Annotated in this window: 18 protein-coding genes; 3 read left to right on the plus strand and 15 right to left on the minus strand. The window is 42.7% G+C overall.

Annotated features, from left to right (window positions below; genetic code table 11):
• Positions 1-48: 48 nt before the first annotated feature.
• The 4 genes from metG to NSS82_RS23620 all read right to left on the minus strand — a co-directional run bounded on the left by metG (position 49) and on the right by NSS82_RS23620 (position 5,589).
• Positions 49-2,061 carry a methionine--tRNA ligase gene (metG, locus tag NSS82_RS23605; RefSeq protein ID WP_076104376.1) on the minus strand — a complete coding sequence of 671 codons (2,013 nt, stop codon included), beginning with the start codon at positions 2,059-2,061 and terminating at the stop codon, positions 49-51.
• 348 nt (positions 2,062-2,409) lie between these two features.
• Positions 2,410-2,673 carry a membrane protein insertion efficiency factor YidD gene (gene yidD, locus NSS82_RS23610; protein WP_036682893.1) on the minus strand — a complete coding sequence of 88 codons (264 nt, stop codon included), beginning with the start codon at positions 2,671-2,673 and terminating at the stop codon, positions 2,410-2,412.
• Between the two features lie 2 nt (positions 2,674-2,675).
• On the minus strand, positions 2,676-3,137 hold the full coding sequence (locus tag NSS82_RS23615; RefSeq protein WP_036682896.1) for a Fur family transcriptional regulator: 462 nt from the start codon (positions 3,135-3,137) through the stop codon (positions 2,676-2,678).
• A 220-nt stretch (positions 3,138-3,357) separates the two neighbouring features.
• The gene (locus NSS82_RS23620) at positions 3,358-5,589 is read right to left on the minus strand and encodes a stalk domain-containing protein (RefSeq protein WP_038572549.1); all 2,232 of its coding nucleotides are present in this window, start codon (positions 5,587-5,589) and stop codon (positions 3,358-3,360) included.
• A 346-nt stretch (positions 5,590-5,935) separates the two neighbouring features.
• On the opposite strand from NSS82_RS23620, the gene NSS82_RS23625 reads away from it, so the two are divergent.
• Genes NSS82_RS23625 through NSS82_RS23635 form a run of 3 tightly spaced genes read left to right on the plus strand, consistent with a single transcriptional unit; the run spans position 5,936 to position 10,264 of the window.
• The gene (locus tag NSS82_RS23625) at positions 5,936-7,705 is read left to right on the plus strand and encodes a sensor histidine kinase (protein WP_036682901.1); all 1,770 of its coding nucleotides are present in this window, start codon (positions 5,936-5,938) and stop codon (positions 7,703-7,705) included.
• Positions 7,706-7,717: 12 nt separating this feature from the next.
• Entirely contained in the window at positions 7,718-8,962 is a 1,245-nt protein-coding gene (locus tag NSS82_RS23630) for a response regulator (RefSeq protein ID WP_036682902.1), read from the plus strand.
• Between the two features lie 18 nt (positions 8,963-8,980).
• Complete coding sequence (locus NSS82_RS23635) at positions 8,981-10,264, plus strand: ABC transporter substrate-binding protein (RefSeq protein ID WP_076104375.1); 1,284 nt, start codon at positions 8,981-8,983, stop codon at positions 10,262-10,264.
• A 74-nt stretch (positions 10,265-10,338) separates the two neighbouring features.
• Here NSS82_RS23635 and NSS82_RS23640 read toward each other — a convergent pair whose 3' ends face one another.
• The 11 genes from NSS82_RS23640 to pflB form a co-directional block, all read right to left on the minus strand.
• Positions 10,339-11,937: an ABC transporter substrate-binding protein gene (locus NSS82_RS23640; RefSeq protein ID WP_076104374.1), complete on the minus strand. Its 1,599-nt coding sequence runs from the start codon at positions 11,935-11,937 to the stop codon at positions 10,339-10,341.
• A gap of 94 nt (positions 11,938-12,031) precedes the next feature.
• Complete coding sequence (locus NSS82_RS23645; RefSeq protein WP_235219483.1) at positions 12,032-12,994, minus strand: carbohydrate ABC transporter permease; 963 nt, start codon at positions 12,992-12,994, stop codon at positions 12,032-12,034.
• A gap of 15 nt (positions 12,995-13,009) precedes the next feature.
• Positions 13,010-13,987 carry an ABC transporter permease gene (locus NSS82_RS23650; protein WP_235219484.1) on the minus strand — a complete coding sequence of 326 codons (978 nt, stop codon included), beginning with the start codon at positions 13,985-13,987 and terminating at the stop codon, positions 13,010-13,012.
• A gap of 322 nt (positions 13,988-14,309) precedes the next feature.
• Positions 14,310-14,456 carry a hypothetical protein gene (locus NSS82_RS23655; protein WP_178420210.1) on the minus strand — a complete coding sequence of 49 codons (147 nt, stop codon included), beginning with the start codon at positions 14,454-14,456 and terminating at the stop codon, positions 14,310-14,312.
• 359 nt (positions 14,457-14,815) lie between these two features.
• On the minus strand, positions 14,816-15,607 hold the full coding sequence (locus NSS82_RS23660; RefSeq protein ID WP_036682908.1) for a response regulator transcription factor: 792 nt from the start codon (positions 15,605-15,607) through the stop codon (positions 14,816-14,818).
• Positions 15,585-17,438, minus strand: a complete 1,854-nt coding sequence (locus tag NSS82_RS23665) for a cache domain-containing sensor histidine kinase (protein ID WP_076104373.1) — start codon at positions 17,436-17,438, stop codon at positions 15,585-15,587. The genes NSS82_RS23660 and NSS82_RS23665 overlap by 23 nt, the downstream gene beginning before the upstream one ends.
• A gap of 28 nt (positions 17,439-17,466) precedes the next feature.
• Positions 17,467-18,297 carry a carbohydrate ABC transporter permease gene (locus NSS82_RS23670; RefSeq protein ID WP_036682912.1) on the minus strand — a complete coding sequence of 277 codons (831 nt, stop codon included), beginning with the start codon at positions 18,295-18,297 and terminating at the stop codon, positions 17,467-17,469.
• Positions 18,297-19,181 (minus strand): carbohydrate ABC transporter permease, encoded by an 885-nt coding sequence (locus NSS82_RS23675; RefSeq protein WP_036682917.1) that lies wholly within the window; start codon positions 19,179-19,181, stop codon positions 18,297-18,299. Before NSS82_RS23675 ends, NSS82_RS23670 begins: the two co-directional genes overlap by 1 nt.
• 128 nt (positions 19,182-19,309) lie before the next feature.
• Positions 19,310-20,716, minus strand: coding sequence for an extracellular solute-binding protein (locus NSS82_RS23680; RefSeq protein ID WP_076273502.1), 1,407 nt, complete (start codon positions 20,714-20,716; stop codon positions 19,310-19,312).
• Positions 20,717-21,154: 438 nt separating this feature from the next.
• A complete protein-coding gene (gene pflA, locus NSS82_RS23685) occupies positions 21,155-21,892 on the minus strand; it encodes a pyruvate formate-lyase-activating protein (RefSeq protein ID WP_036682920.1) in 738 nt (245 codons plus the stop codon).
• 216 nt (positions 21,893-22,108) lie between these two features.
• Positions 22,109-24,370, minus strand: a complete 2,262-nt coding sequence (gene pflB / locus NSS82_RS23690) for a formate C-acetyltransferase (RefSeq protein ID WP_036682923.1) — start codon at positions 24,368-24,370, stop codon at positions 22,109-22,111.
• Between the last annotated feature and the right edge of the window lie 154 nt (positions 24,371-24,524).

Here is a 24,524-nt window from a genome sequence, read left to right on the forward strand (position 1 = left end):
TCTCTTGTTCAAGCAACCTCATTAAAAAATTTCTACAACAGTATTGTCTTATTTCACTACTGCTCCGTTTGGCATGCTGTCCGGCACGGTAGCGATCGTTAGCTGGTCACCTTTAGAAGCCGCCAAAATCATCCCTTGGGACAACTCCCCACGCAGCTTCACCGGTTTAAGGTTTACGATACAAATCACTTTACGTCCCACCAGCTCTTCCGGTGTATAGAATTTCGCGATACCAGAAACCACTTGACGTTGTTCATAACCCAGATCCAGTTGCAGCTTCAGCAGCTTGTCAGCTTTTTTCACTGGCTCTGCAGCAATAACTTGAGCAACACGCAGCTCTGCTTTAGCGAAATCGTCAATGCCGATTTCCTCTTTATGCTCTTCCACTGGCTCGGAGTCCGCAGCAGCAGGAGCAGCCGCTTCCGCCACTTCAGCCGCAGCTTTGCCAGCGCCCATAGCCTCGGCAATATAAGCTACCTCTTGCTCCACATCCAGACGCGGGAAGATTGGATTGCCTTTCACCAGCTTTGTTCCCGCCGGAATCAGGCCAAAAGTCTTACCGCTATCCCAAGTCGTTAACTCACCAGGCTCAATACCCAGCTGTTCCCAGATCTTCGCTGGTGTTTGTGTCAAGAACGGCTGCAGCAGGATTGAAGCAGTACGCAGACCTTCCACAAGATGTCTCATCACAGAAGCCAACTCGGCAGTTCTATTTTCATCTTTGGCAAGTACCCAAGGTTGGGTCTCATCGATATATTTGTTGGTGCGGCTAATGAATGTTCCGATAGCTGTCAGCGCCACGGAGAACTCCATTTTTTCCATAGCTTCTTCTACTTTGGCATAAGTATTCTCAGCTGCAGCTTGAAGCTCACCATCAAATGCTGTTACATTTCCTTCATATGCCGGAATCTCGCCTGCAAAATACTTTTCAACCATAGCCCCTGTACGGTTCAACAAGTTACCCAGGTCGTTGGCAAGATCATAGTTAACCCGGTCTACAAAACTTTCCGGTGTGAACGTGCCATCAGAACCAAATGGTACCTCGCGCAGCAGGTAATAACGTAATGCATCCAAGCCATAACGATCAATCAGTGTCACAGGATCAACTACGTTACCTTTGGATTTCGACATTTTTCCATCTTTCATGAGCAACCAGCCATGGGCAAATACTTTTTTCGGAAGGGGTTCACCAAGCGCCATCAGAATGATCGGCCAGTAAATCGTATGGAAACGAACGATTTCTTTACCAACGATGTGTACATCCGCAGGCCAGAACTTGTCATACAAGGTGCGATCCTCGGAACCATAACCCAGAGCAGTAATATAGTTAGTCAAAGCATCAATCCACACGTACACGACATGCTTCTCGTCGCCCTTAACTTTTACACCCCAATCAAAGGTTGTGCGGGAAACTGCCAGGTCTTCCAGTCCGGGCTTGATGAAATTGTTAATCATTTCGTTCTTACGGGATTCCGGCAAAATAAACTCTGGATTCTCCTCGTAAAATTGCAGTAACCGATCCGCATATTTACTCATCCGGAAGAAATAACTTGCTTCCTTCACCAACTCAACCGGGTGGCCGCTATCTGGGCTTTTTGCACCAGTAATCACACCGTTATCATCACGCACAATATCAACTAATTGCGTTTCTGTGTAAAAGGTTTCATCTGGGATACTATACCAGCCCTCATATTCACCTTTATAGATATCTCCTTGCTGCAGCAACCGATCAAAAATATCCTGTACCACTTTTTTATGACGCTCTTCCGTAGTACGGATGAAGTCATCGTTCGAAATGTCCAGCTTGCGCCATAGCTCCTTAATACCAACAACAATGTCGTCTACGAACTGCTGAGGGGTCTTTCCTGCTTCCTCTGCCTTCCGCTCAATCTTTTGTCCATGTTCGTCTGTACCGGTTAGATAACGCACTTCGTAGCCGCGCAGACGTTTGTAACGGGCCATTGCGTCTCCTGCCACGGTTGAATAAGCATGTCCGATATGTAGCTTGTCACTCGGATAATAAATTGGTGTCGTTAGGTAAAACGTTTTTTTCTCACTCATTCGGTAATCATCCTTTCTTATTAAAAAACAAAAAACTCCCGTCCCCATAATGGGGCGAGAGTATAACTCACGCGATACCACCCAAATTTCCTGTCTCTTCACAGAGCACAGGCTTCGCCAGTTCCCTCGCGGGAACTGTCCATTAACGCTGGATCACGCTGTTATCTTACGTGAACCTCAATTGCAGTCCCCGCTCGAACACAGTTCCTCCCGGACCATATTCAATCTAACGCTCCATACCGGCTTTCAGCACATTCCGGCTCTCTGTAATGGACGTAACGATTTACTTATCCGTTCTTCGGAATTCATACTATTACTTGTGAATATACCCAAAGGTAAGGCACCATGTCAAGTCGCAGGGGCAGAATCCTTCTCAGCAGATTCATCTTGAAGCGGCGGCACAGGATCAAGTCCTCCAGGATGAAAGGGATGACATCTGGCAATCCGCTTAGCTGCAAGCCATGAGCCTTTCAGTGGACCATGGACTTCAATGGCTTCCAAGGCATAGGCAGAGCAGGTTGGATAGAAGCGACAGGTTGCTGGTTTAATAGGGGAAATGTACCTGCGGTACACCCGAATAGGCGCCTGAATCGTTCTGCGTAGGGTCACCATTTCTAAAGTCCCTTTTGTTTATCTGATGCTGCAACTAGTTCTTCTTCCCGGTTCTCTTCACATTCTTTGCAATAACCGAACACCTCAAATTTATGCTTGACTACCCGGAATTGATCGGGTGTATCCGTTAAATTCATCGGGCAGAAATTAATCGGGTAGGTCTTTTGGCATTGAAGGCAGATCATATGATGGTGATGATCCTGATGATTGCAGCTTCCCTTGAACTTCACTCCGTCTTCAAAGACAATCTGTTCAAGCACACCAAGCTCTTCCATTACACGAAGATTGCGGTACACCGTATCAAAGCTAAGCCCGCTATACTTGCGGCCCATATGCTCATATACATCCTTCGCTGACAAATATCCCTTATTCTCGCCGAATAACTGGGCAAGCGTTTTGCGTTGGTCGGTGATTCGCAGTCCTTGCCCCGACATGACTTCTAATATTTGTTCTGTCGACAGCATACGCTCATCTCCCATAAGATCAGTTCATTTATATTTCACTCTCTTAATAATGCCCCAAAATAAATGCCCCGTCAATGAAGCACAATGAAGCACCCCTACATAACCAATGAATTATTATATTTAAACAAAAGCCCGGCTGCGTATTCCTTTACGGAATATTCAGCCGGGCCTATATTGTAGATAATTCCCCAATAGAGCTTATAGGGATATTCCTATTCTGTTATTTCTTTGCTGGAAGTGGAGTGATGAGGAAATTGACCGGCAAGTTACTGCCTGAAGCTGCTGTGAACAAAATCTCCACACTGCCGCCATACTCACCACTACGATAAACCACACTGTTCATATCAGCATTAGCAAGACTTCCCACGCTTGGCATATGCACGATTTGATTATTAACCATAACCGGCCCCATATAGTTACCGCCACGTGGATTAAACGTAATCAAGGAGTTTGGTGCAACATTTTCGAATCTGATCTTGTATAATACCCCGAAATTACCGGCATTGGATGCTTCCGTACCTGCCATTGGGTCTACGCCAGCCAGGTTCTTATCACTGGAATTATCGCCTAGCAGAAGTTTTGCAGGGGTTTTTCCTACCTCATCGGTAACCGTGATAATACGAGTAGAATCTTCGTAAGTTCCCCGATTATGCACTCCGTCTTGATCCAGAACTGGAAGTGTTGGAAGTGTAGTCAGTGGATCTTTATTCGCATCAATTAACATGACATTATAATCGATTGGATAATCACTAAATAAGTCCGCTTGCAGTGAAACAATTTCACTTGGTTTCATCGCAATTTGGTTTAGATCCGTCAGAATTGAGACGCTTTCCCCGGGTTGCAGAACAATCGTTTTATAATGCTCATTTGTAAGCATAGATTTCCAATAACGTTCTACAGACATTTTACCTGTACCTTCAGGATATGTGCTTGGGCCTGCAAAGCCAACATATTCTGTTGTAAGCGTAGTTGGGTAAAGATTGTTATTCGTAGCAATCACATACACTTTAGCTTTAATATTCAGGTTATTCTTGTGGTGAATCAAGAAGCGGGTTTTACCTAATGAAGTCTCACGGTAAGTAACACCTTCTGTATACACCGTTTCTGGGCTGTTGCTGCGAATTAGTTTATAAGGCTCGGAAGAAAGATTATAAGCTACTTGCTGCCAAGTAGGAACCATCGATCCATCGATGCTAAACACACTGCCCGGAGATGCAAATAATCTGTTGAAATCTTCTTTACTGTACAAGATTTCATCCGAAATATTAACGGTTTTCTCAAAGGTACTGATCGCGCCATGTGAATCTTTTACTTGGACAGCAATTGTCGCTGGACCCGGAGTAAAGAAAGCTTCTGCTTTGTTCGTCCAAGTTACGGTAATTTCATCACCATCAGGATCGTTACTTAGATCGGTATAAGTAATCATTTCACCCATCTTATATGAATCCTTGTCTGTAGTGAAATTAGCAACTGGAGGTGTATTAGGTTTAAGCACTGTGATGGTCATGGAGTAAGGATCACTCCACTGTTGATTCGCATCCATTACGGAATAGGTTACTACATAATATCCTGGTTGATCATAGATATCCTGCTTGTTACCTCCCCAGCTTTCATCCACAATAGCTACACCATTTGGTGACGAGCTGGAGGTAACGAAGGTCACTGGTTCGCCGGCGTAAATTTCAGTTGGCACTGTGAAAGAAGCTTTAGGTTTGTTGTTTAATGTAAGGATTACCCGCTTTTGTACATTATCAACGGTGTAAGGAATGCCCAGTGCCCCAGTTATGGATGTCAATGGAACCATGAAAGTACCCTTGTATTGGTAAGCTGGACCTTTCATTGTCTTCTTTTCACCATTAACTGTATAGACCTTGCTGTCGGTCTTAAAGCGCATAACGTCGCTTCCCTTGGTAACAATAGTTTCTTTCGTTTTATAATCATAAACGTATTTCACACCTACACGTTCTACCATAGCCCGGATCGAAACGTAGGACACGCCGTTTTTCACTGCCATAGGCTGATTAGCTAAATATTCCTGGCCGTTCTGATACATTTTGTTGCTGTTCATCATAAGGATAAGCTGATTGCTAGCCGCAGCACGAGCACCATCTGTAGTTGTAGTAGGTTCTGTAGTAACTCCAGGTGTTGCAGTTGGAAGCGGTGTTGCAGTAGGTTCAATTGTTGCTGTAGGTTCAACAGTAGTGGTAGGATCAACTGTCTCTGCAGGAATAGGAGTTGGTGTTGGTGACACTACTCCTCCTGGCGTCTCCGTCGGCAATGGCGGCAATGGATCGGTAGATTCTGGCATTACCTCCGGCGCAGCTGAAACAACTGTCCCTATTACAGTAGTATTACTTGGGGTATTATTGACAGCTTCAGCAAAAGCCGGCACTGCCGAGGCGGCCTGAGATACAGCCAAAACAGCAACTAACGTTAACTTTTTCAAATCCATGATATAACTCCTCTGCTCCTATTTGTAAATATAAGTAGGACTCTATCTTTTTCATACTCCTCTTATATTCCCCGCAAAATGCTACCACCCACGATAGGGCGGCAAAAAGCTTTTGCCACGATCGTCATAACAAACATAGTATTAGACGCATGCCACCATAAAAAGTTTCATTATTAAGTAAAGAAAGATTAACGCTGTATTAAATAACATTCTACAACCACGCTGTTTCCCCTGAAAAAAATGAGATTTTTTCTATAAATATGTTTATTTTTCGTCTGACTATATTCGCTTTCATTTGCTTTTGTTACAATGTATGGAAGAATATCTTTTACATGCGAGGGATAACATGTCCAAAAAAATCTCCATCCTCGTTCAATTAATCATGGGCTTCTCTCTAATCATCTTCACCATCGTAGGATTCACCATTTTTTTGTCCTACCGCTCTTCCTCTCAAGCTGTTTTAAACCGCTCCAACCAATATATCCTGGAATCCGTCAAGCAACTTCAAGGTAAAATGGACGCAATTCTTCAGGATAACGATAAGCTTTCTTCTACGATCATGTTCAGTCCCTTGATTCAAGAAACCTTGGGAGACTTAGCGTTGTCACGTTCACCTCGTACAGACGCCATGGAAATTACTCGTTACATAGATCAACAGACACGTTCCATAAACTCTGACATCCAGTTCAAGCTGCTCGGGCTGTCCGATGATCAGGTGTATACCAACAGCAGTTCCTTAAAGGTCATCTGGGACAGCGAAAAGGAAATCCGTGATGCTTATTGGTTTCCGGCTATAGCACAGAATAAAGGCCGAATGGTCTGGTTCGGTGTAGATGTATGGCAGAACGGTAATATCCCTGTGGTGATGGGTGCCAGACAAATTAATGATTGGAATGATCTAAACCGGTTAGGAACCCTGTTTCTTGTCCTCCCTGTCGAGGTTATCCATAACGCTGTCAGCCAATTTCACCTCGGCAAAAATGAGAAAATCCAAGTTGTTGATTCATTTAATACCATTGTCTATTCCACAGATCCAAAAGAAATTGGACTCTATATGAACGACGGGCTTCTAAAACAATTCAGCAATCATAAAGCCAGAATCATTCCACAAAAAATAAACTCACGCAATCTATTCGTATCCTATGCCTATTCCGACTATAGCGAGTGGAGCGTTTTTGCTTACATTGATTCTAAAGACGCTGTCAAAGATTTAAATACGATTCGCCGGAATATTATTTTAATTGGCCTGCTGGGGATGGGCGCTGCCCTACTATTCACTTTCTTTTTCTCTTGGACCCTATCCAAGCCCCTTCGTAATCTGGCAACCAAGCTGAGCAATGTCGAACGGGGAACTACTTTACCTTTTGTAAAAACAACCATGAACAAAGAAATGGCTATCCTTTATTCAAGCTATAATTCGATGCTCCAAAACCTGGATCATACTATCGCTGACCTATCCAGCAAGCAGATCAGTGAAAAGCAAGCTCAGATCGTAGCACTCAAAGCGCAATTCCGCCCGCATTTCCTTTATAACACTTTGAATACAATCTATTGGTCGCTCGCCAACAAACGCATGCAGGAAGAGTCCCAAATGGTACTCGCTCTAAGTGACCTGCTCCGCTATAGCATTGACCGCGGATCCGAATTCGTTACAGTTGAGGAGGATTTAAAGCAATTAGAACGGTTCATTTTTCTCCAGAAGCTGCGCTACGAGGACAAATTGCAGATTGATCTTTTTGTAAATCCTGAGGTTATGAATGGCCAGCTTATGAAATTAACCCTTCAGCCACTTGTCGAAAATGCCATTACTCATGGACTTGAACCCACACTTCGGGAAGTATGGCTAATTCGCATACGTGCCTATAGTGAAGGAACATCTCTGGTGTTAACTGTAGAAGACAACGGGGACGGCATGAGCGAGGAAAGTATGGCAGACGCATTAGTCGGCGGTGAGGTTAATCCGGAGAAGCTGCTTCATACCGGAATTGGACTATCCAATCTAAATCATCGCATAGAGCTGATCTACGGACAGGAATTTGGTCTACAGCTATCAACAAGCGAGCTTGGTGGCTTATTTGTGAAAGTCACTGTTCCATTACAGTATGATCAAAGTTAAGGAGGCACAACGATGAATGTGTTAATCGTGGACGACGAAAGTTTTGTTCGCCGTTCTCTGTCAGAAATGCTGGGAAGTGCGAATCATAACTTTAGCATTATTGGCTCGGCAGAGAACGGTTTAGAAGCTGTGCAACTGTTAAAAGAGCATATGGTTGATCTGGTGATATCCGATATACGAATGCCCGGCATGGATGGACTGGAACTTGCAAAGCATATCCATGAATGTTATCCAGACACTGAAACCGTGCTGCTCACAGGTTATCAGGATTTCACCTATGCTAGTCAAGCCATCCGTTATGGTGTAAAGGAATATTTGGTTAAACCAAATTCAGTAGAACATATTCTTGAAGTCGCAACAGGCGTATATGAACGTCTTCAATTGAAGAAACAGCAGAGGCAATTAACGCAGCTGAGAGAAAAAAACCTTCGGGAGAAACGCTTATCTGATCTTCTTTACGGCATCCCGTTACCCTATTTTGAAGAACAACTTATTCCTCCTTTTCATTCCTTTGTAGTCATAACCGTAAACCATCTTGGAGTAGGCATGCCGCAGAACTGGTCGGAACAAGCCATGTATGCAGCGGTCGTTAATATATTAGAAGAATGTTTTGCGCTGTACGCCAATGTTGTTGGTATTCAAGAGGAGCAGGAAGCCATCATGCTATTATTCTATCCTCTTGAGCAGCCTAACGGCGTGGATGAGGTATTGACACAAGAACTGCTGCATAAGCTGTCGGGTATTCTGAAATCGCCATTCTGTGCAGGGGTCTCCAACCCTCACTATCAATTGGGGGCGCTCGCAACCGCCTATCATGAGAGTCTGGAAGCTTGTCAGCAGGTCAAAAAAGAGAGTACGCCATCCGTTATCTTTTTCAGAGACCTCACCATACATTCGGCTTCTCCACAGCTCGCTGAACAATTACAAGTAAAGGCAACGCGTAGGGTAATCTCTATGATGATTGAGGTTATGAATTCCCGGCTCCAAGAGAATCTCTCCCTCAAAATGATCGCAGATGAACTGTATATGAATCCTACCTATCTCGGCCGATTGTTTAAAGATGATGTAGGGGAACCTTTCTCTAGCTTCCTTACCAAACTTCGTATTCAAAAAGCTACTGAATTATTAGAGAATGTTACTCTCAAGGTATATGAGGTTAGCGAATTAGTAGGCTTTAAGGATCCTGCATATTTCAGCCTTATTTTTAAGAAATACATGGGGATGACTCCTCAGGAATTTCAGAAGCACAACAAATAAAGTAGAGGTGTGTTTCTCTTGAATGTAAATGGTAAGTTGATTACTGTCCTATTAACATTTGGCTTGTTGCTTAATACAAGTGGTTGTCAGCTCTCCCCTTCCAAGGAAGATACCGCTTTACAAGACCCGATACAGCTGAACATCTGGCTCACTGCCGGATCAGGTCTTGAGTCGCTCATTGACCAATATCAATCTCAACATCCCGAGCTAGAGATTCATATTCAGACCTCCACCTCCACGCAGCTTCCAGCCAAGCTACAGACTTCATTCGCAGCAGGTTATAGTTCCCCGGACGTGGCTGCCATTGATATTAGCTATTTGGATCGCTTCAAACAGTTCCCTGATTATTTTTATAACCTAAAAACTTTTGAAGCTGACAATCTGAAGGACCAATTTCTGAATTGGAAGTGGCAGGAGGTGCTGGGTAATGATTTTATTTTCGGATTACCAACGGAAATTGGACCCTATGCCATGTTATATCGAACGGATATATTCGCATTATCAGGTCTCCCTACTAAACCAGAGGAAGTGGCTAAAGAAATCCAAACTTGGGAGCAATTCCTTGAAGCGGGCACCAAAGTACAGGAGAGAACAGGAAAAGCTTTTGTAAATGACTTGGAGAACCTCTATCTCACCCTTCTACGTCAGTCCAAGCTTCAATATTACAGTCCCACAACGCAAGAATTGATCCTCGACAATAATCCAGCGGTCAAACGAGCCTGGGACTTCTCAATTCAAGCCCTTAAGCTAAATCTGTCCGCCAGTATTGCAGTGGATACGCAACGCTGGGGTGCAGGCCTGCTCAACGGAGATTTTGCAGTCATGCTCTGTCCGGCTTGGATGATTGGTCATATCAAGAGCAGTGCTCCAACTGCCAGCGGTTTATGGAATGTAACACAAATCCCAGAAAACAGCGCTAATCGCGGAGGCTCCGTTCTGACCTTACCAAAGACAGGTAATCATCCTGATGAATCCTTTGCTCTTATTAAATGGCTAACCGAACCAACGCAGCAATTGGTTTCTTTCAAGGTACAAGGGGCTTTCCCTTCCACCCCCGAAATCTATGATGACCCAGAGATCCACGATCTGCATGATCCTTATTTTCCTAATTCAGAGCTTGGTCTGACCCTTTCTTCAGCAGCAAAAACAGTAATTCCGACCTATTACGGCCCTCATCACGCTGACGTGGAGACAAGCATGCTCGAATACTTGACCAAAGCTGAAAAAGGCGAGCTAACTCCTGAACTGGCTTGGACCCTAGCTGTTCAAGCCGCAAAGCAAATAGACAGCTCCTTCCGCTAAGTAATATCATAAAAAAGGCTCTCCCCGGCTAAATTAGCCTGCTGGGGAGAGCCTTTTTTTAATTCATTTTCGCTTTATTTTTGCGCAGCCAAGAAAGCATCCAGCTGTTTTTGCTTCTCTGCAATAATCTTATCGAGCCCTGCCTTTTTCAGCTTATCAGCATACTTAGTCAGTACGGTATCAGGATCAACAGAACCCGTATCCAAACTGATGTCGTATTCATCCATTACAGCTTTACAAGCAGCCATTTCAGTCTTCATCGCGGAGGCGTCGAAGTTGAAACCAAGCGCTACAGAGGCTTTACCTTTAGAGTTAAAGGCTTTGAATTGTTCCCATTTGTCTGGAGCTTCACTTTCCCACACGGGGTTCAGGAATTGACTTCCAAGCATCCAAGCTGCAGCCGTATTATAATCAGCTGTTTTATCTGTAGCTTTGATCGTATCACCACTTACGACTTCATAGTGCACACCTTTTATACCGAAAACAAGCAGATTGTTGATATCTTTATCTGTGTGCAGAATATCTAGCACCATCATAGCCCGGGCCGGATCACCAGAGGAAGCGGAGATCGCAAGCATAGATCCAGCAGCATCACTAGTAGAAATCGTTGGATCATTGAATGCAATTTGTTTCAGCTTGCCAACCAAGCCGGTAGCATTCGCCAGCTCACTATCTTTACCTGGTTTAAGCGATTGCACTGTCATAAAGACATTGCCAGCCTTCATTGCATCCTGAGTCGAATTCGTAGCAACTGCGGCGTCTTTGTTAATGTAACCCTTTTTCATATACTCACGAGTAAGTTTAATGATTTCTTTATAACGATCCATCTCAATCATCGATTGAATCTTAGTATCTGAGGAATCTTTAAGCAGAACACCAGGAATGGCAGCATCACCAAGGGTATCGTATTGTGCCATGTATTGTGAGTTAAAGGTCTCACCTTGTTTGAAATACAATGGAGTCAGGTCAGGTCTTTTCTCCTTCACTACTTTGAGAACTGCATCCAGATCTTGGATAGATTTCACATTTGACATATCGATGCCCAGTTCATCCGCAATATCGGAGCGATAGACAACCCCACCTTGTGCAGCCAGCTCCTTGTTTGTAGGAACAGCATAATTCACACCATTGATCGCTGAACCTTTTAAGAATTGTGGATCCAGATTTTTTAGAATCCCTTGGCCGTATTCATTTAGGAGATTACCATATTTGCCGCTATCTTCATTAATCGGGAGATAAGCGCCTTTAGCTGCATTCGTTACGTAGTTCTTCCATTGAGCTGTAAAGATGATATCGAATTTTTCCTGACTCGCAATTTTCAGATTGACATCATTGTCCCATGGACCCCAATCGATCGGTGCGATATCCAATTTGGCGTTGATTTTAGGTTCCAATAACTTATTGATTTCATCTTCTACTGCTTTTTCATCCTTTTGCACTGCACCGACATAGATTAACTTGACGGTATAAGGCTCCAATTCTTTTGCCGGTTCGGCAGTAGGATCTGCGGCTGGCTCATCCGTAGCAGCAGCATTGGTAGCGGTTGCATTTTCGCTTGGAGCAGGTGAAGCTGCTTCATTATTCCCGTTATTCCCACCGCAGCCTGCTAAACTAAGACTCAGTACCATCGTTAGCAATAGTGTCATTAGTGCGCTTTTTCTAACAGCTTTCATATACACCATAACCTCCCTCAAAATATTTATATATGCTGAATCGGCCGTTCACACCTTAGCATAAAGCGGCCGAATTAAGCCATGACAATCGTCCTTAACCTTTGACAGCACCCACGGTAAGCCCTTTAATAAAATACTTCTGGAAGAAGGAATATACAAACACGATAGGTCCAATACCAATAACAGCCATCGCCATTCTTACCGTTTCTGTCGGAATATTGATCTCTACACCTTGTGCAGCTAAGGCAGCCATCGCCTGAGGACTTGCAGTCAGGAACTGAACATTCAGCATCGTCTTATACATTAGGTATTGTAAATTGACATGACCTTCGGGTGAGATAAAGATCAAACTAAGGTACCAATCATTCCAATAGGCCAGGGTCTGAAACAAACCTACTGTAGCTAATACTGGCATAGATAAAGGCAAAATAATTTGAACGAAGATCCGGAATTCTGGCGCCCCATCGATCTTAGCAGATTCGATTAAAGCTGGCGGTATGGTATTGGCAAAAAAGGTTCGTAAGATGATAACAAAGAAAGCAGAAACCAGCAGCGGCATAATTAGAATCCATAACGTATCCTTCATATGCATCATTCGCGTGTAGACCAGATACCAAGGCACAAGGCCACCATTAAACAACATTGTAAAAAACATAAAAAATGAGAAGAAATTACGATGTGGAAAATCTCCACGTGAGATAGGGTAAGCGTACATAGCCATAATGATAAGACTCAGAATCGTGCCCACCACAGTCACAAATAACGAAACGGAAGCTGCATCGATAATTTGCCAATAATCTTTTAACAGAAATTCATAAGAAGAAATATCCCACTTGTTAGGAAAAAAGCTGTACCCGTTCTGAATAACGGAATTCTCGTCCGAAAACGATACAATAACTACGAGGATCAGCGGCACCACACAAATCGCTGTGTATATCCAAAAGAATATATTAATTAGCAAATTAGATATATTAGATATTTCATTGGGTTGTCTTTGCCGTTTTGTGCGCTTTCCTGTACGCCGTGACGACCCTATTGCTGTTTCTGTCTGGCTCAACACTCCCACCTCCCTTTAAAATAAAGCATCATCTTTACTGATTCGTCGCACTGCTAGATTCGCCAAGAAAATCAATAGAAATCCTACAACAGATTGAACGAGACCCGCGGCTGAAGACATTCCTATATCACCGATTGCAAGGAAGGTCTGATATACATAAGTGTCGATAACCTGCGTCGTCGAGTATAACGCTCCTGCATTTCTCGTAACCTGAAAGAATAATCCGAAGTCTGCGTTAAAAATCCTACCTATCTGCAGCAGCGTCATTACTATAATAACTGGACTGATCAGGGGCAGCGTGATTTTTCGAATCTGCTTCCATTTAGAAGCTCCATCAATAAGTGCCGCCTCATAATATTCATTATCTATTCCAATGATAGCGGCCATATAAATAACCGTTGTATACCCAATCTCTTTCCATATCTTCACAATTACAAGAATCCCAGGCCAATATTTAGACTGTGAATACCATTCGATAGGATCTACCCCAAAGAACGGGAGTAATGTCTTGTTCATGAACCCGTGCTCTGCACTCAGAAAGCCGTATACTAAGTAACTTACGACGACCCAAGAGAGAAAATAAGGGAGAAACATAGCGCTTTGATGGAATTTCGATAGCCATCTGCTACGCATTTCATTAAACATAATTGCGAAAGCTAGCGAAAAAAATAGCGTCAGTATAATAAACGCCGTATTATACAATAACGTATTCCTCGTAATGATCCAGGCCGTCTCCGTCGAGATTAAATATTTGAAGTTTGCTAACCCGACCCAATCACTACCCAGAATCCCTTTTTGGTAATTGATATCCTTAAATGCAATTACCGTTCCTAACATCGGTATGTAGTTATTGATGATTAGAATCACTATCGCAGGTAACATCATCAAATAGAACACCCAATATTTCTTCATTACTCTAAGAAAATTCGGCGTTCTTCCCCTGCCTGGTTTCTTTACTTCTGACAAGCTGACGGAAGGATTCGTCACACTCATTTTTGGTTCCCCCATTCTCCATCATCCCATTCTTAAGTCCCAAATACTCTTGCTTGCCTAACGTTTTGCGTATCCTCCTTACACTCTAATTAAAACATATGATAATTTATGGGAGTATAGGGAACATATTATATTTCTATAAAAAAAGAGACGATTATCCTCGAAAATCAAGGAAAACCATCTCTTCAGCCTCTAAATAGAGGCAAAAAATTTAATTAATCATAGCTTATGTACCTTAATCGCATTTATCACAGCCAAGGACTGATCGATAATCTTTTCTCTTTATCACAGCCAAAGGCTGGTTGATAATCTTCGTACTTTATCACAGCCAAGGGCTGGTCGATAATCTTTGTACTTCATCACAGCCAAGGGCTGGTCGATAATCTTTTCTCTTCATCACAGCTAAGGCTGGTCGATAATCTTTGCTCTTTATCACAGCCAAGGCTGGTTGATAATCTTTTCTCTTCATCACAGCCAAGGGCTGGTTGATAATACCTGCCTGCCTTAGATTAACTAGGCAATCAGCCCTTGTGTTCCCAGAAAGGCCCACATCCGTAGGTGTGGGACGGCCCCTATACTACTACGAAGAGGGGTGAGGGAGAAGGAACGGAGAGGAAGTTTGGAACTGTAGGAGCGTAGCGTTCGCCTTTATCCTCGGATTTCAACCGCTAATAGCGGTTTCTAATCAAGAAATCTGAGGATAACAGCGACCGGAAGTCCAAACATTCCTTGTAGCGACACTAACCTCGCCACTCAGCAACAAACATTCCTCAGAGCGACGCTAACCTCACCACTCAGCAACAAACATTCCTCAGAGCGACGCCGACCTCACTGCACTTCGGTCCGGCATCGGTCGCGATACTCCTTAGGCGACATCCCCGTCTGCTTCTGAAATACCTTGGTAAAATAACGCCGCTCCTGATAGCCAACTCCGGAGCCAATCATCGTAATACTCTTATCACTGTTAGTTAGCATAAACTTAGCAGCTTCAATTCGTTGTAGGGTCACGTATTCCACGAAAGTCATAGCAAAACGATTCTTAAATAAGAGACAGAAATAACTGCCACTAATCCCGATCTTATTCGCCACTTCCTCAATCCCAATATCAGAATGGAGATGTTCTGTGATGTACTTAGCTGCTTGGTTCATCAGCTGATCCGGTGTTTTTTTGCCAGAATCATCTTCACCTTCAGGGATTTCCTGAAAAATTGGAATGCTATTATACAGTTTATTCTTAAACTGCTTACTACGGATCTTAGCCCCAATTTCCCGTACCTTATTGCCAAGCTCTTCATAATGTATCGGCTTACAAATATACTCTTTAACACCTAGCCGAATCGCTTCCCGTGCATAATCAAACTCCTGATATCCGGTAAGAAGCAGCACCTCGCTATCCAATCCCATCTCCCGCAACTTACCGATAAAAGTTAACCCGTCCATCACTGGCATACGGATGTCACATAACACAAGATCAGGCTGTTTCTCCTCGGCAATACGCAAAGCATCCATCCCGCTTCGCGCCATACCGACAACCTCCATCCCCATCTCCTGCCAAGGCAACACCCTGTTCAGATTATTCAGAATTGGGGCTTCGTCATCAACCAATAATACTTTTAGCATAATGATCTTCCCCCTGCTCGTATTTAGGTATGACACATTGGATAATAGTACCATGACCTGGACTAGAACAGATAAATATTCCGTACCTGTCACCGTATTCAATGCGGATGCGATCTGCTACACTGCGAATACCAAGACCTCTGCGTTCAAGATTCATCCGGTTATCCCGTTCAACCTTAACTTCTTGCTCCACAGGATCATTCACAATATATTGAAAAATAGCTAACTGAGACGGTGTAATACCAATACCATTATCTTCAATACGTAAAATCAAATCCCCCTGCTTCTCCCAAACTTTCACAGAAACATGACCTTTGTAATCAATGCCCTCAAATCCATGTTGAATGCTATTCTCTACAAGCGGTTGTAAAGTGAGTTTAAGGATACCGCAACTCATCAATTCATTCGGAATATCGATCTCGTATTCGAACAAATCTTCAAAGCGGAATTTTTGTATATCCAAATAATTGCGCAAATGTTTAACTTCTTCATCCAGTGTAATCTCTTCCCGATCCTGAATGCTGATTCGCAAAATACTGGCCAGCCTATAGACCATCTCACTAACTTTTTTGCCTTCATTCTGTATAGCGAGAACATTGATTGATTCTAATGTATTGAATAAAAAATGTGGTTTAATCTGTGCCTGCAGAACACGCATCTCAGCTTGATTCTTGCGACGCTGCTCCACATGAATTCTGTTAAACAACCCATTGATTTTATCCATAAGATCATTAAAACCCTTAGCAAGCAGCGTTAGCTCATCATTTCCTTTAACTTCTACCCTAGTGGTCAGATCTCCGTCTTCAACCCGGCGCATAAAACGAACAATGACAGCGATGCCGCCGGTAATCCGGTTCATAAAAAATAAATTGAAGATCACAGCTGCCAATAAGCAAAGGAAAATCACAGCGACGAACCAGCGAGCAAATACTGTAACTTCGTGAGACAGCGTATCCCAAGAAGTCACAGATACCAGACTCCATGGATAGTCCTTCAAGTGATACATGGAAAGAATGCTTTTCTCCCCGTTGTACTCTGTTTTGAAACTCTGAAACCCTTTTTTAAAGGTAATCTCTTTATCCGCGAAAGACTGGAAGTCCTGTCCATCCAGCTTTTGATCTGGGTCAAAAAGAATCATTCCATCATCATTTACAAGCATAAAGGATACATCCTGATTGCTATCCCCAATTTTTAGATTGCGAAATATGGATTCGAACTCCCAATTCTTGATCTGCACAACTAGGATACCTATGTTCTGAAAGAAGCTCAATTCCTTCACTAAGCGAATTTGTGTAAACACAGGTTCAGTACCCGTAAGCTCGGGATACTCGTGAGGAGCCAGCCATTTCGGCACACCATTCAAGTCCATAACTTCCTGGTACAGATCACTTTTTTTGAATGTATCATAGGGTAGCGTTCGGAAATTTTCCTTGTTAAAAAGCGACACGATTTCAGAGTTACCTCTACCGTTAAAATTGTACAAAAACGCATAACTGATCGATGGATGATTAAACAACAGACTACGGAAATTGCGCTGGCTCGCATTCAGATTCAGTTGCTCAGCATCAGTCAAATCCTGATTGGTAGGATCATCTGCACTAAGGGCCATATGAAATACCGAGGTAGCAATTCCGTTGTCTGTAACGTTATCCATATCTTTTAGTACATTAGAAATACTGTAGCTAATCGCTTTAAGTGAGTATTCCGACTGCTGGCTGTACTTTTTCTCAATTGAATTATAAGTCACAAAAAACATAAGCATGCCTAGAATAAATAAAGGAATGATAATCAGGCCCAAAAATGCCGTAAATAATTTATAGCGCAAATTCATCGGCTAGTGCTCCTGACTGAGAATAAAGTTATCCTTTTACGCCGCCCGCTGTTACACCTTCAATAATCTTCTCCTGCAGAATAGCATAAATGATAATTACCGGCAGGACGCTGAAGACGATACCGGCTGACATTTGTGCATAGTTCATTTGGTATTGATCACGGAATTGGACCATACCTACTGGAAGCGTTCGCAGCTCGTCATTCGACAGGAAGTAGTTAGCTAGCAAGAACTCGTTCCAATTTCCCAGGAAATTAACAATGAATACAGTAACCATAGCCGGAACCGTTAGAGGTACAATAATTCTAGCAAAGATACCCGGTGCCTTCAAGCCATCCATGACCGCAGCTTCTTCTATTTCTCTAGGTAAATTTCGCATAAATGCTGCTAAAATAATTATGGTAAATGGAATCGCATTGGCGATATAAGGAATGATCAACGCCCAGTGGGTGTTCAGTATTCCTAACTTACGTACAATCGTATAAATCGGCAGCATTAAAGCATTATTCGGAATGAGCATTCCTACTAAAACCAGTGAGAACAAAATAGTATTCCATTTCCCCTGACGCATCCGCGTAACCGCAAAAGCAAACATAGACGCAAGCAGAATGGACACTACAGAAGCAAGGATCGAAATGTACAAACTGTTGAAAAAGTAAGTACTGATCTTGGCATTTACCCAAGCTTCGACGTAGTTATTGAAGACGAATTCCTTTGGAATGCCAAAAGGATTAAGCGCAATCTCATTATTATCCTTTTTCACAGATGAGAATAATACGAATAGGAAAGGAAACAGGATCACTAACAAATAGAATAAAAGGGCAATATGTGGCAGACTCTTTTTCAGGGCGCGTGGCATCAGTATTCAATCCTTTCTGTACGACGTGCAATCAGCAGCTGATAAAGGACTGTAACCACCAGTGTAAACGCAAAGATCAGGACAGCGATGGCATTTCCGTATCCATATTTAAAGTTCGTGATCGCATATTTAATCATGTATGTTGCCATTACATCGGTTGAACCTGCAGGTCCCCCCTTAGTCATAACGATGACAATATCCGCCGCTTTCATTGCTCCAGCAATGGATAGCATAATTACAACCGAGATGATCGGTACGATTAGTGGGAGCGTGATACGGGTAGCGCGTTGAAATCCGGTTGCGCCGTCAATGGCTGCAGCTTCATCCAATTCACCAGGAATAGCTAGAATCGCCGCTAGGACCATAACGATATAAAATCCAGTCCACTGCCAAGCATTCGTCAACAAAATAGAAAGCATTGCAAATCTCTCATCTGACAGCCAGTAAATAGGATTAATTCCTACTAGACTAAGGAGCTTATTAAAAAGTCCAATGTTGGGCTCATAGATAAACCCCCAGAGAATACCGATAACCGCTGTAGACATAATGGAAGGCATAAAGACTGCGGTCTTATATAAGCCTTTTAACTTCTTCACATTAGAAATCAATAACGAGAAGAATACGATCAACGGTACCTGGATACATACAGAGAAAAGAATAAACCAACCGTTGTTCTTAACGGATATCCAGAATCGTTCATCTCCTAATGCTTTCTCATAATTACTTAATCCGGCTGATTTAACCGTCTCCGATACACCGTTCCAACTGGTAAAACTGTAATAAATAGAACTGAAAATGGGGTAAATGAAAAACATCGTGAACAATATCAATGCTGGAAGAACGAAAAGGAAAAATACCACTGGATTTCTTAATGCTTTATTCATGACTACCTCCGGTTGCTTTGACATCTGGCGAATAGTGAATGCTTCAGATCAAGTGCAAACACATATTTTCTTTGATTTTAAAAATGTACCCTGGATTTAGCACCAGGGTACATTCAGTTTGCAGCTATTTATTCAACTGCTGCGTTTGCTTCTTCTTGTACCTTTTGCAAAGCTTCGCCCATTTTCTCAGGAGTCGTCTGATCGCCAATCAGTTTTTGAATTTGAATGTTACTGATTTCTGTAGTTACATCAGCTTGAACAAGAGAGTCAAATGCTGGGAACGAAGATTGTGAGTTGTTAAGTACACCTACGATTTCGCTCATCAGATCATCAGTAATATTCTCATTCAATACGTTTTGGTCAATCTTCATTGCTGGCAATACACCATCTTCAACAAGTCCACGCAATTGCATTTCTTCATTAAATAAGTTTTTAATAAAAGATTTCACAGCAGCCAATTGATGTGGATCTTTCTCAGCAGATGCAGAGAAACCATAACCATTGTTCACATCGCGCATCAATGCAGTTTGGTCGCCCGCTCCGCCTTCAACTGCTGGGATATTGAAGAAGCCAACTTTACCGATCAAACCTTCGCCAGATTGGCCAGTTTTAAATACGGAGGATTTCCAAGTACCATCATACAGCAGGATCGCTTCACCACTAGTAAATTGTGTTGTGTATTCAGCATATTCAAAGCCAAGTTCGCCTTTTTTGAAGTAGCCTTTATCAACCCATTCTTTGTATTTCGCAAATCCTTTTACTACATTTGGATCAGACCATTTAGCTTCGCCTGTTGCAAATTTAGCAGTTACATCTGGACCTGCATAACGTGACCACAAGTGGTTAGCTAACATAAGTGGTACCCAACCAGCTTTGGATGCACCAGCCAAAGGTACTTTTCCATCAGCCTTGATATCAGCCAATTGTTGTTCCAATTCGGCAAACGTTGTTGGAGCCTTCCAGCCCTTGCTTGTATAGTATTCTTTGTTATAGAAGAAGCCTTCTCCAGAACCACCGATAGGCAATCCATAGATTTTTCCTTCATAAGTGAAAGGATCAAGATTTGAGAATTTATCCTTAATTCCAAGTTCCTCAAGAATTGGAGTCAGGTCAAGTAATTTACCTTCTTTAGCATAGATCTTGGAGTCAGGACTACCGAACAGATCGAAGATTTCCGGTGGATTACCCGCAGCCATTTCACCACGCAATTTTTCTTTACGGTTTACATCTGAATCTACCCCATCGAGTTTAAAGGTCAGACCCGGTACATCCTCTTGTACCTTGTTAACTACTTCTTCGAGAATAGCCAGACGTTTCTGCTTGTCTGCACCGATTTGAGTGTGACGAATCGTCATTTCAAATGGCTCGTTATTTACCGGTTCTTCTGTTGCAGGAGCATTTGTAGCGGCTGAATTAGTCGCGGTAGCGTTTCCATCTCCTTTGTTAGAAGACTCATTGTTGTTGCCTCCGCAACCAGTCAGTAAAGCTGATGATACGAAAATCAGGGACAATAGCAAAGTCATACTTTTTTTCATTTCTTGTGACCCTCCCTATATATTGATGTGCTTTACACTTCTTATTATAGAAAACAGACTTCATTATCGTAAGGTTAAGATTCATCCACTATAGGGATAAAAATCTCTAATGTAAGCGGAATCAACTACATTATAAGTTATATTACATAACACAAAAAATGTTAAATCGCTTAATTTATTTGTTTTTCTCATCACAAAACTTTGTTTTCACTCTAGAAACAATTAATAAAACATCCAAATAGTCACATTACCTGACATATTCATTTATTATCCATCCCATTAACCACGTGTAACTATAGCATGTCTTTATTAGGAATAGTATAAAACTACCCCCTCAGAGGAGCTTTATCCCCTCCCTTTTTACTTCCTCATAACAAAAAACCGCACCTTCAGTGATCAACCACTGAGGGTACGGTCTCTCTTAAAAATATATATCTATTATACCAATGCCGTTTGCTTACGACCTTCTTCTACCAAGCGATATGCCCGTTGCACTTCTTCTTCTGTTGGAGAAGGTACTCCATCCAGTTCATAAGCTTTGCCGAGCATTTCCCATTTATAGATACCCATCTGATGATAAGGTAAGATTTCGAATTTCTCGACGCCATTTAAGGTTCCAATATAACGACCTAAGTTAATGAGATCCTCTTCACGATCATGAATACCAGGTACATATACATGTCGGATCCACATCTTACGATTATGGTCTGAGAGCCAGCGTGCAAGCTTCAAAGTTCGATCATTGGATTTACCGGTTAACTTGATATGCGCTTCTTCATCAATATGCTTCAGATCAAGCATAACCAAATCTGTAACGTCCAATAAGTCATTAATCTTGTCACCTTCGTTGTAGCCATTACTATCTAATGTGGTATGCAGATTCCAACGTTTTTTCACTTCCGTGAATAACTGCTTTACAAATTGCGCCTGCAAGGTTGGTTCTCCACCGGATACAGTTAACCCTCCACCGGATGAACGATAGTAGTTTATATATGGCTCGATCTCCGAAAGCACTTCTTCTAGAGTCATTTCTTTACCTTCATCTAAAGCCCAAGTATCAGGGTTATGGCAATACTGACATTTCAGCAAGCAGCCTTGCATAAACAAGACAAATCGAATACCAGGTCCATCAACGGTTCCAAAGGTTTCCAAAGAGTGTATGCGACCTTTAATCATAGGATGTCATCCTTTCGCCACGACAGACTAACAGTCCCTCTTTCAACGATGAAGCTTCCTGTCTTTGAGACTGTCATATCCCTAAATCGCGGCTATAAAATTTAAAATTTTAACAATTCTCAAACAAGATATTACCGCCCTTGAGACAAGGGCGGTATCTTCCTTGCAATTATTTCAATGTAGTACTAATTCAAAGATCTTCATGACAGGAACAAATTACATCGAACCGTGGAATGTACGGTTGATTACGTCCATTTGTTGTTCGCGAGTCAGCTTGATGAAGTTAACTGCATAGCCGGATACACGAATAGTCAATTGTGGATAGTTCTCTGGGTGCTCCATAGCGTCCATCAGCTGTTCACGGTTAAATACGTTAACATTCAAATGCTGAGCGTTGTTATGGAAGTATCCATCCATCATGTGTACCAGGTTAGACTTACGGGAATCCTCGTCTTTACCAAGTGCCTTAGGTACGATGGAGAACGTGTTAGAGATACCATCTTGTGCATCGGAGTAAGGCAGTTTAGCTACAGAGTTCAGGGAAGCCAAGGCGCCTTTCTTGTCACGTCCGTGCATTGGGTTAGCACCCGGTGCGAAAGGTTCACCTTTCTTACGTCCGTCAGGTGTAGTACCTGTCTTCTTACCGTACACTACATTCGAAGTAATGGTCAGTACCGATTGAGTTGGCACAGAATCACGATATGTTTTGTTTTTACGGATCATAGTCATGAAGGTTTCAACCAATTCTACTGCGATGCTGTCTACAGCATCGTCATTGTTACCGTAGCAAGGGAATTCGCCTTCGGTTTCGAAGTCGATCGCAATACCTTGTTCGTTACGAATAGGTTTTACTTTGGCGTATTTAATTGCGCTTAGTGAGTCAGCTGCAACGGACAGCCCAGCAATACCACAAGCCATCGTACGCAGAATGTCACGGTCATGCAGCGCCATTTCGATACGTTCGTAAGAATATTTGTCATGCATATAGTGAATGATGTTCAAAGTGTTAACATAAGTTTTAGCCAACCACTCCATCATCGGTTTGAAACGTTTCATTACTTCGTCATAATCCAGATATTCAGAAGTGATCGCTGGGAATTCCGGTCCAACTTGTGCTCCGGATTTTTCGTCTATACCACCATTGATAGCATACAGCAATGCTTTTGCCAGGTTGGCACGAGCGCCGAAGAACTGCATTTGTTTACCGATACGCATTGGAGATACGCAGCAAGCAATCGCATAATCTTCACCCCAGTATGGACGCATTACATCGTCATTTTCATACTGAATTGCACTAGTTTCGATGGAAACCTTAGCACAATATTTTTTGAAGGCTTCAGGCAATTTTTCGGACCATAGTACAGTTAAGTTTGGTTCCGGAGCTGGACCCAAGTTGTACAGGGTGTTCAAGAAACGGAAGCTGTTCTTGGTAACACGAGTTGTTCCGTCTTCAGCCATACCACCGATGGATTCAGTTACCCATGTTGGGTCGCCGGAGAACAGATCATTATAGTCAGGTGTACGCAAGAATTTCACGATACGCAGTTTCATTACGAAATGATCGACGATTTCTTGTACTTGTTCTTCAGTCAAAGTACCTTCAGCAATATCGCGCTCTGCATAAATGTCCAGGAAAGAGGACACACGGCCCAGGGACATCGCCGCACCATTTTGTTCTTTAACTGCTGCCAGATATCCGAAGTATACCCATTGAGTAGCTTCTTTGAAGTTGGTCGCTGGTCTGGAAATATCCATACCATGAGCGGCTGCCATTTCTTTCAATTCGCCAAGTGCACGAATTTGCTCGGACAGCTCTTCACGCAAACGAATGATATCTTCAGTCATGGAATCAACTTCAAGCTCAGTTTGTTGTTGTTTTTTGTCTTTAATGAGGAAATCAATACCGTACAGAGCAATGCGGCGGTAGTCGCCGATGATGCGTCCGCGGCCGTAAGCATCAGGAAGACCTGTAATTACGCCGGATTTACGCACAGCTCTCATGTCTGGTGTATATGCATCAAATACGCCTTGGTTATGCGTTTTGCGAATGTTCGTAAACATGTCAACGATGTTTTGTGGAAGCTCGAAGCCATAAGCTTTCGTAGCATCAACCATCATCTTGATCCCGCCAAATGGCTGGATGGAACGTTTGAAAGGAGCGTCAGTCTGTACGCCTACAATTTGTTCCTTGTCTTTGTCAATGTAGCCTGGAGCATGTGAAGTGATTGTGGAGACAGTATCTAGGGAAACATCCCATACGCCGCCTCTTTCTCTTTCTTCCTTGCTCAATTGGGAAATAATCTTCCATAGTTCAGTTGTGTTACTAGTAGGTCCTACGAGGAATTCTTCGTTTCCTTCATAAGGCTTAATGTTACTTGCGATAAAGTTGTTAACGTCAACTTTTCTGGACCATTTACCTTTTGTAAAACTTCTCCAACCGGATTTCACTTCTTGTACATCTTTTTCAATCACCGACATGCTAAATCCCTCCATCTATATTTATAATATTTGTAGAGATCGCGGGCTTGAAGGTTGATCCCGTGTCTCGTGATCCCAAGAAAGATATGGTTGTTCGAAAATTCACAATCATTGTTCCATGTATGGGACCGTTGTTTATATAAACATTTTAGTT

Source organism: Paenibacillus sp. FSL H7-0735 (genome assembly GCF_038008505.1).
GTDB classification, from domain to species: domain Bacteria; phylum Bacillota; class Bacilli; order Paenibacillales; family Paenibacillaceae; genus Paenibacillus_AQ; species Paenibacillus_AQ odorifer.

What these genes read in the sequence shown, in the direction of transcription:
- metG (WP_076104376.1), bottom strand. Translation starts at nt 2,061, where the DNA reads ATGAGTGAGAAAAAAACGTTTTACCTAACGACACCAATTTATTATCCG.
- yidD (WP_036682893.1), bottom strand. Translation starts at nt 2,673, where the DNA reads ATGGTGACCCTACGCAGAACGATTCAGGCGCCTATTCGGGTGTACCGC.
- NSS82_RS23615 (WP_036682896.1), bottom strand. Translation starts at nt 3,137, where the DNA reads ATGCTGTCGACAGAACAAATATTAGAAGTCATGTCGGGGCAAGGACTG.
- NSS82_RS23620 (WP_038572549.1), bottom strand. Translation starts at nt 5,589, where the DNA reads ATGGATTTGAAAAAGTTAACGTTAGTTGCTGTTTTGGCTGTATCTCAG.
- NSS82_RS23625 (WP_036682901.1), top strand. Translation starts at nt 5,936, where the DNA reads ATGTCCAAAAAAATCTCCATCCTCGTTCAATTAATCATGGGCTTCTCT.
- NSS82_RS23630 (WP_036682902.1), top strand. Translation starts at nt 7,718, where the DNA reads ATGAATGTGTTAATCGTGGACGACGAAAGTTTTGTTCGCCGTTCTCTG.
- NSS82_RS23640 (WP_076104374.1), bottom strand. Translation starts at nt 11,937, where the DNA reads ATGAAAGCTGTTAGAAAAAGCGCACTAATGACACTATTGCTAACGATG.
- NSS82_RS23650 (WP_235219484.1), bottom strand. Translation starts at nt 13,987, where the DNA reads ATGAGTGTGACGAATCCTTCCGTCAGCTTGTCAGAAGTAAAGAAACCA.
- NSS82_RS23655 (WP_178420210.1), bottom strand. Translation starts at nt 14,456, where the DNA reads ATGAAGAGAAAAGATTATCAACCAGCCTTGGCTGTGATAAAGAGCAAA.
- NSS82_RS23660 (WP_036682908.1), bottom strand. Translation starts at nt 15,607, where the DNA reads ATGCTAAAAGTATTATTGGTTGATGACGAAGCCCCAATTCTGAATAAT.
- NSS82_RS23665 (WP_076104373.1), bottom strand. Translation starts at nt 17,438, where the DNA reads ATGAATTTGCGCTATAAATTATTTACGGCATTTTTGGGCCTGATTATC.
- NSS82_RS23670 (WP_036682912.1), bottom strand. Translation starts at nt 18,297, where the DNA reads ATGCCACGCGCCCTGAAAAAGAGTCTGCCACATATTGCCCTTTTATTC.
- NSS82_RS23675 (WP_036682917.1), bottom strand. Translation starts at nt 19,181, where the DNA reads ATGAATAAAGCATTAAGAAATCCAGTGGTATTTTTCCTTTTCGTTCTT.
- NSS82_RS23680 (WP_076273502.1), bottom strand. Translation starts at nt 20,716, where the DNA reads ATGAAAAAAAGTATGACTTTGCTATTGTCCCTGATTTTCGTATCATCA.
- pflA (WP_036682920.1), bottom strand. Translation starts at nt 21,892, where the DNA reads ATGATTAAAGGTCGCATACACTCTTTGGAAACCTTTGGAACCGTTGAT.
- pflB (WP_036682923.1), bottom strand. Translation starts at nt 24,370, where the DNA reads ATGTCGGTGATTGAAAAAGATGTACAAGAAGTGAAATCCGGTTGGAGA.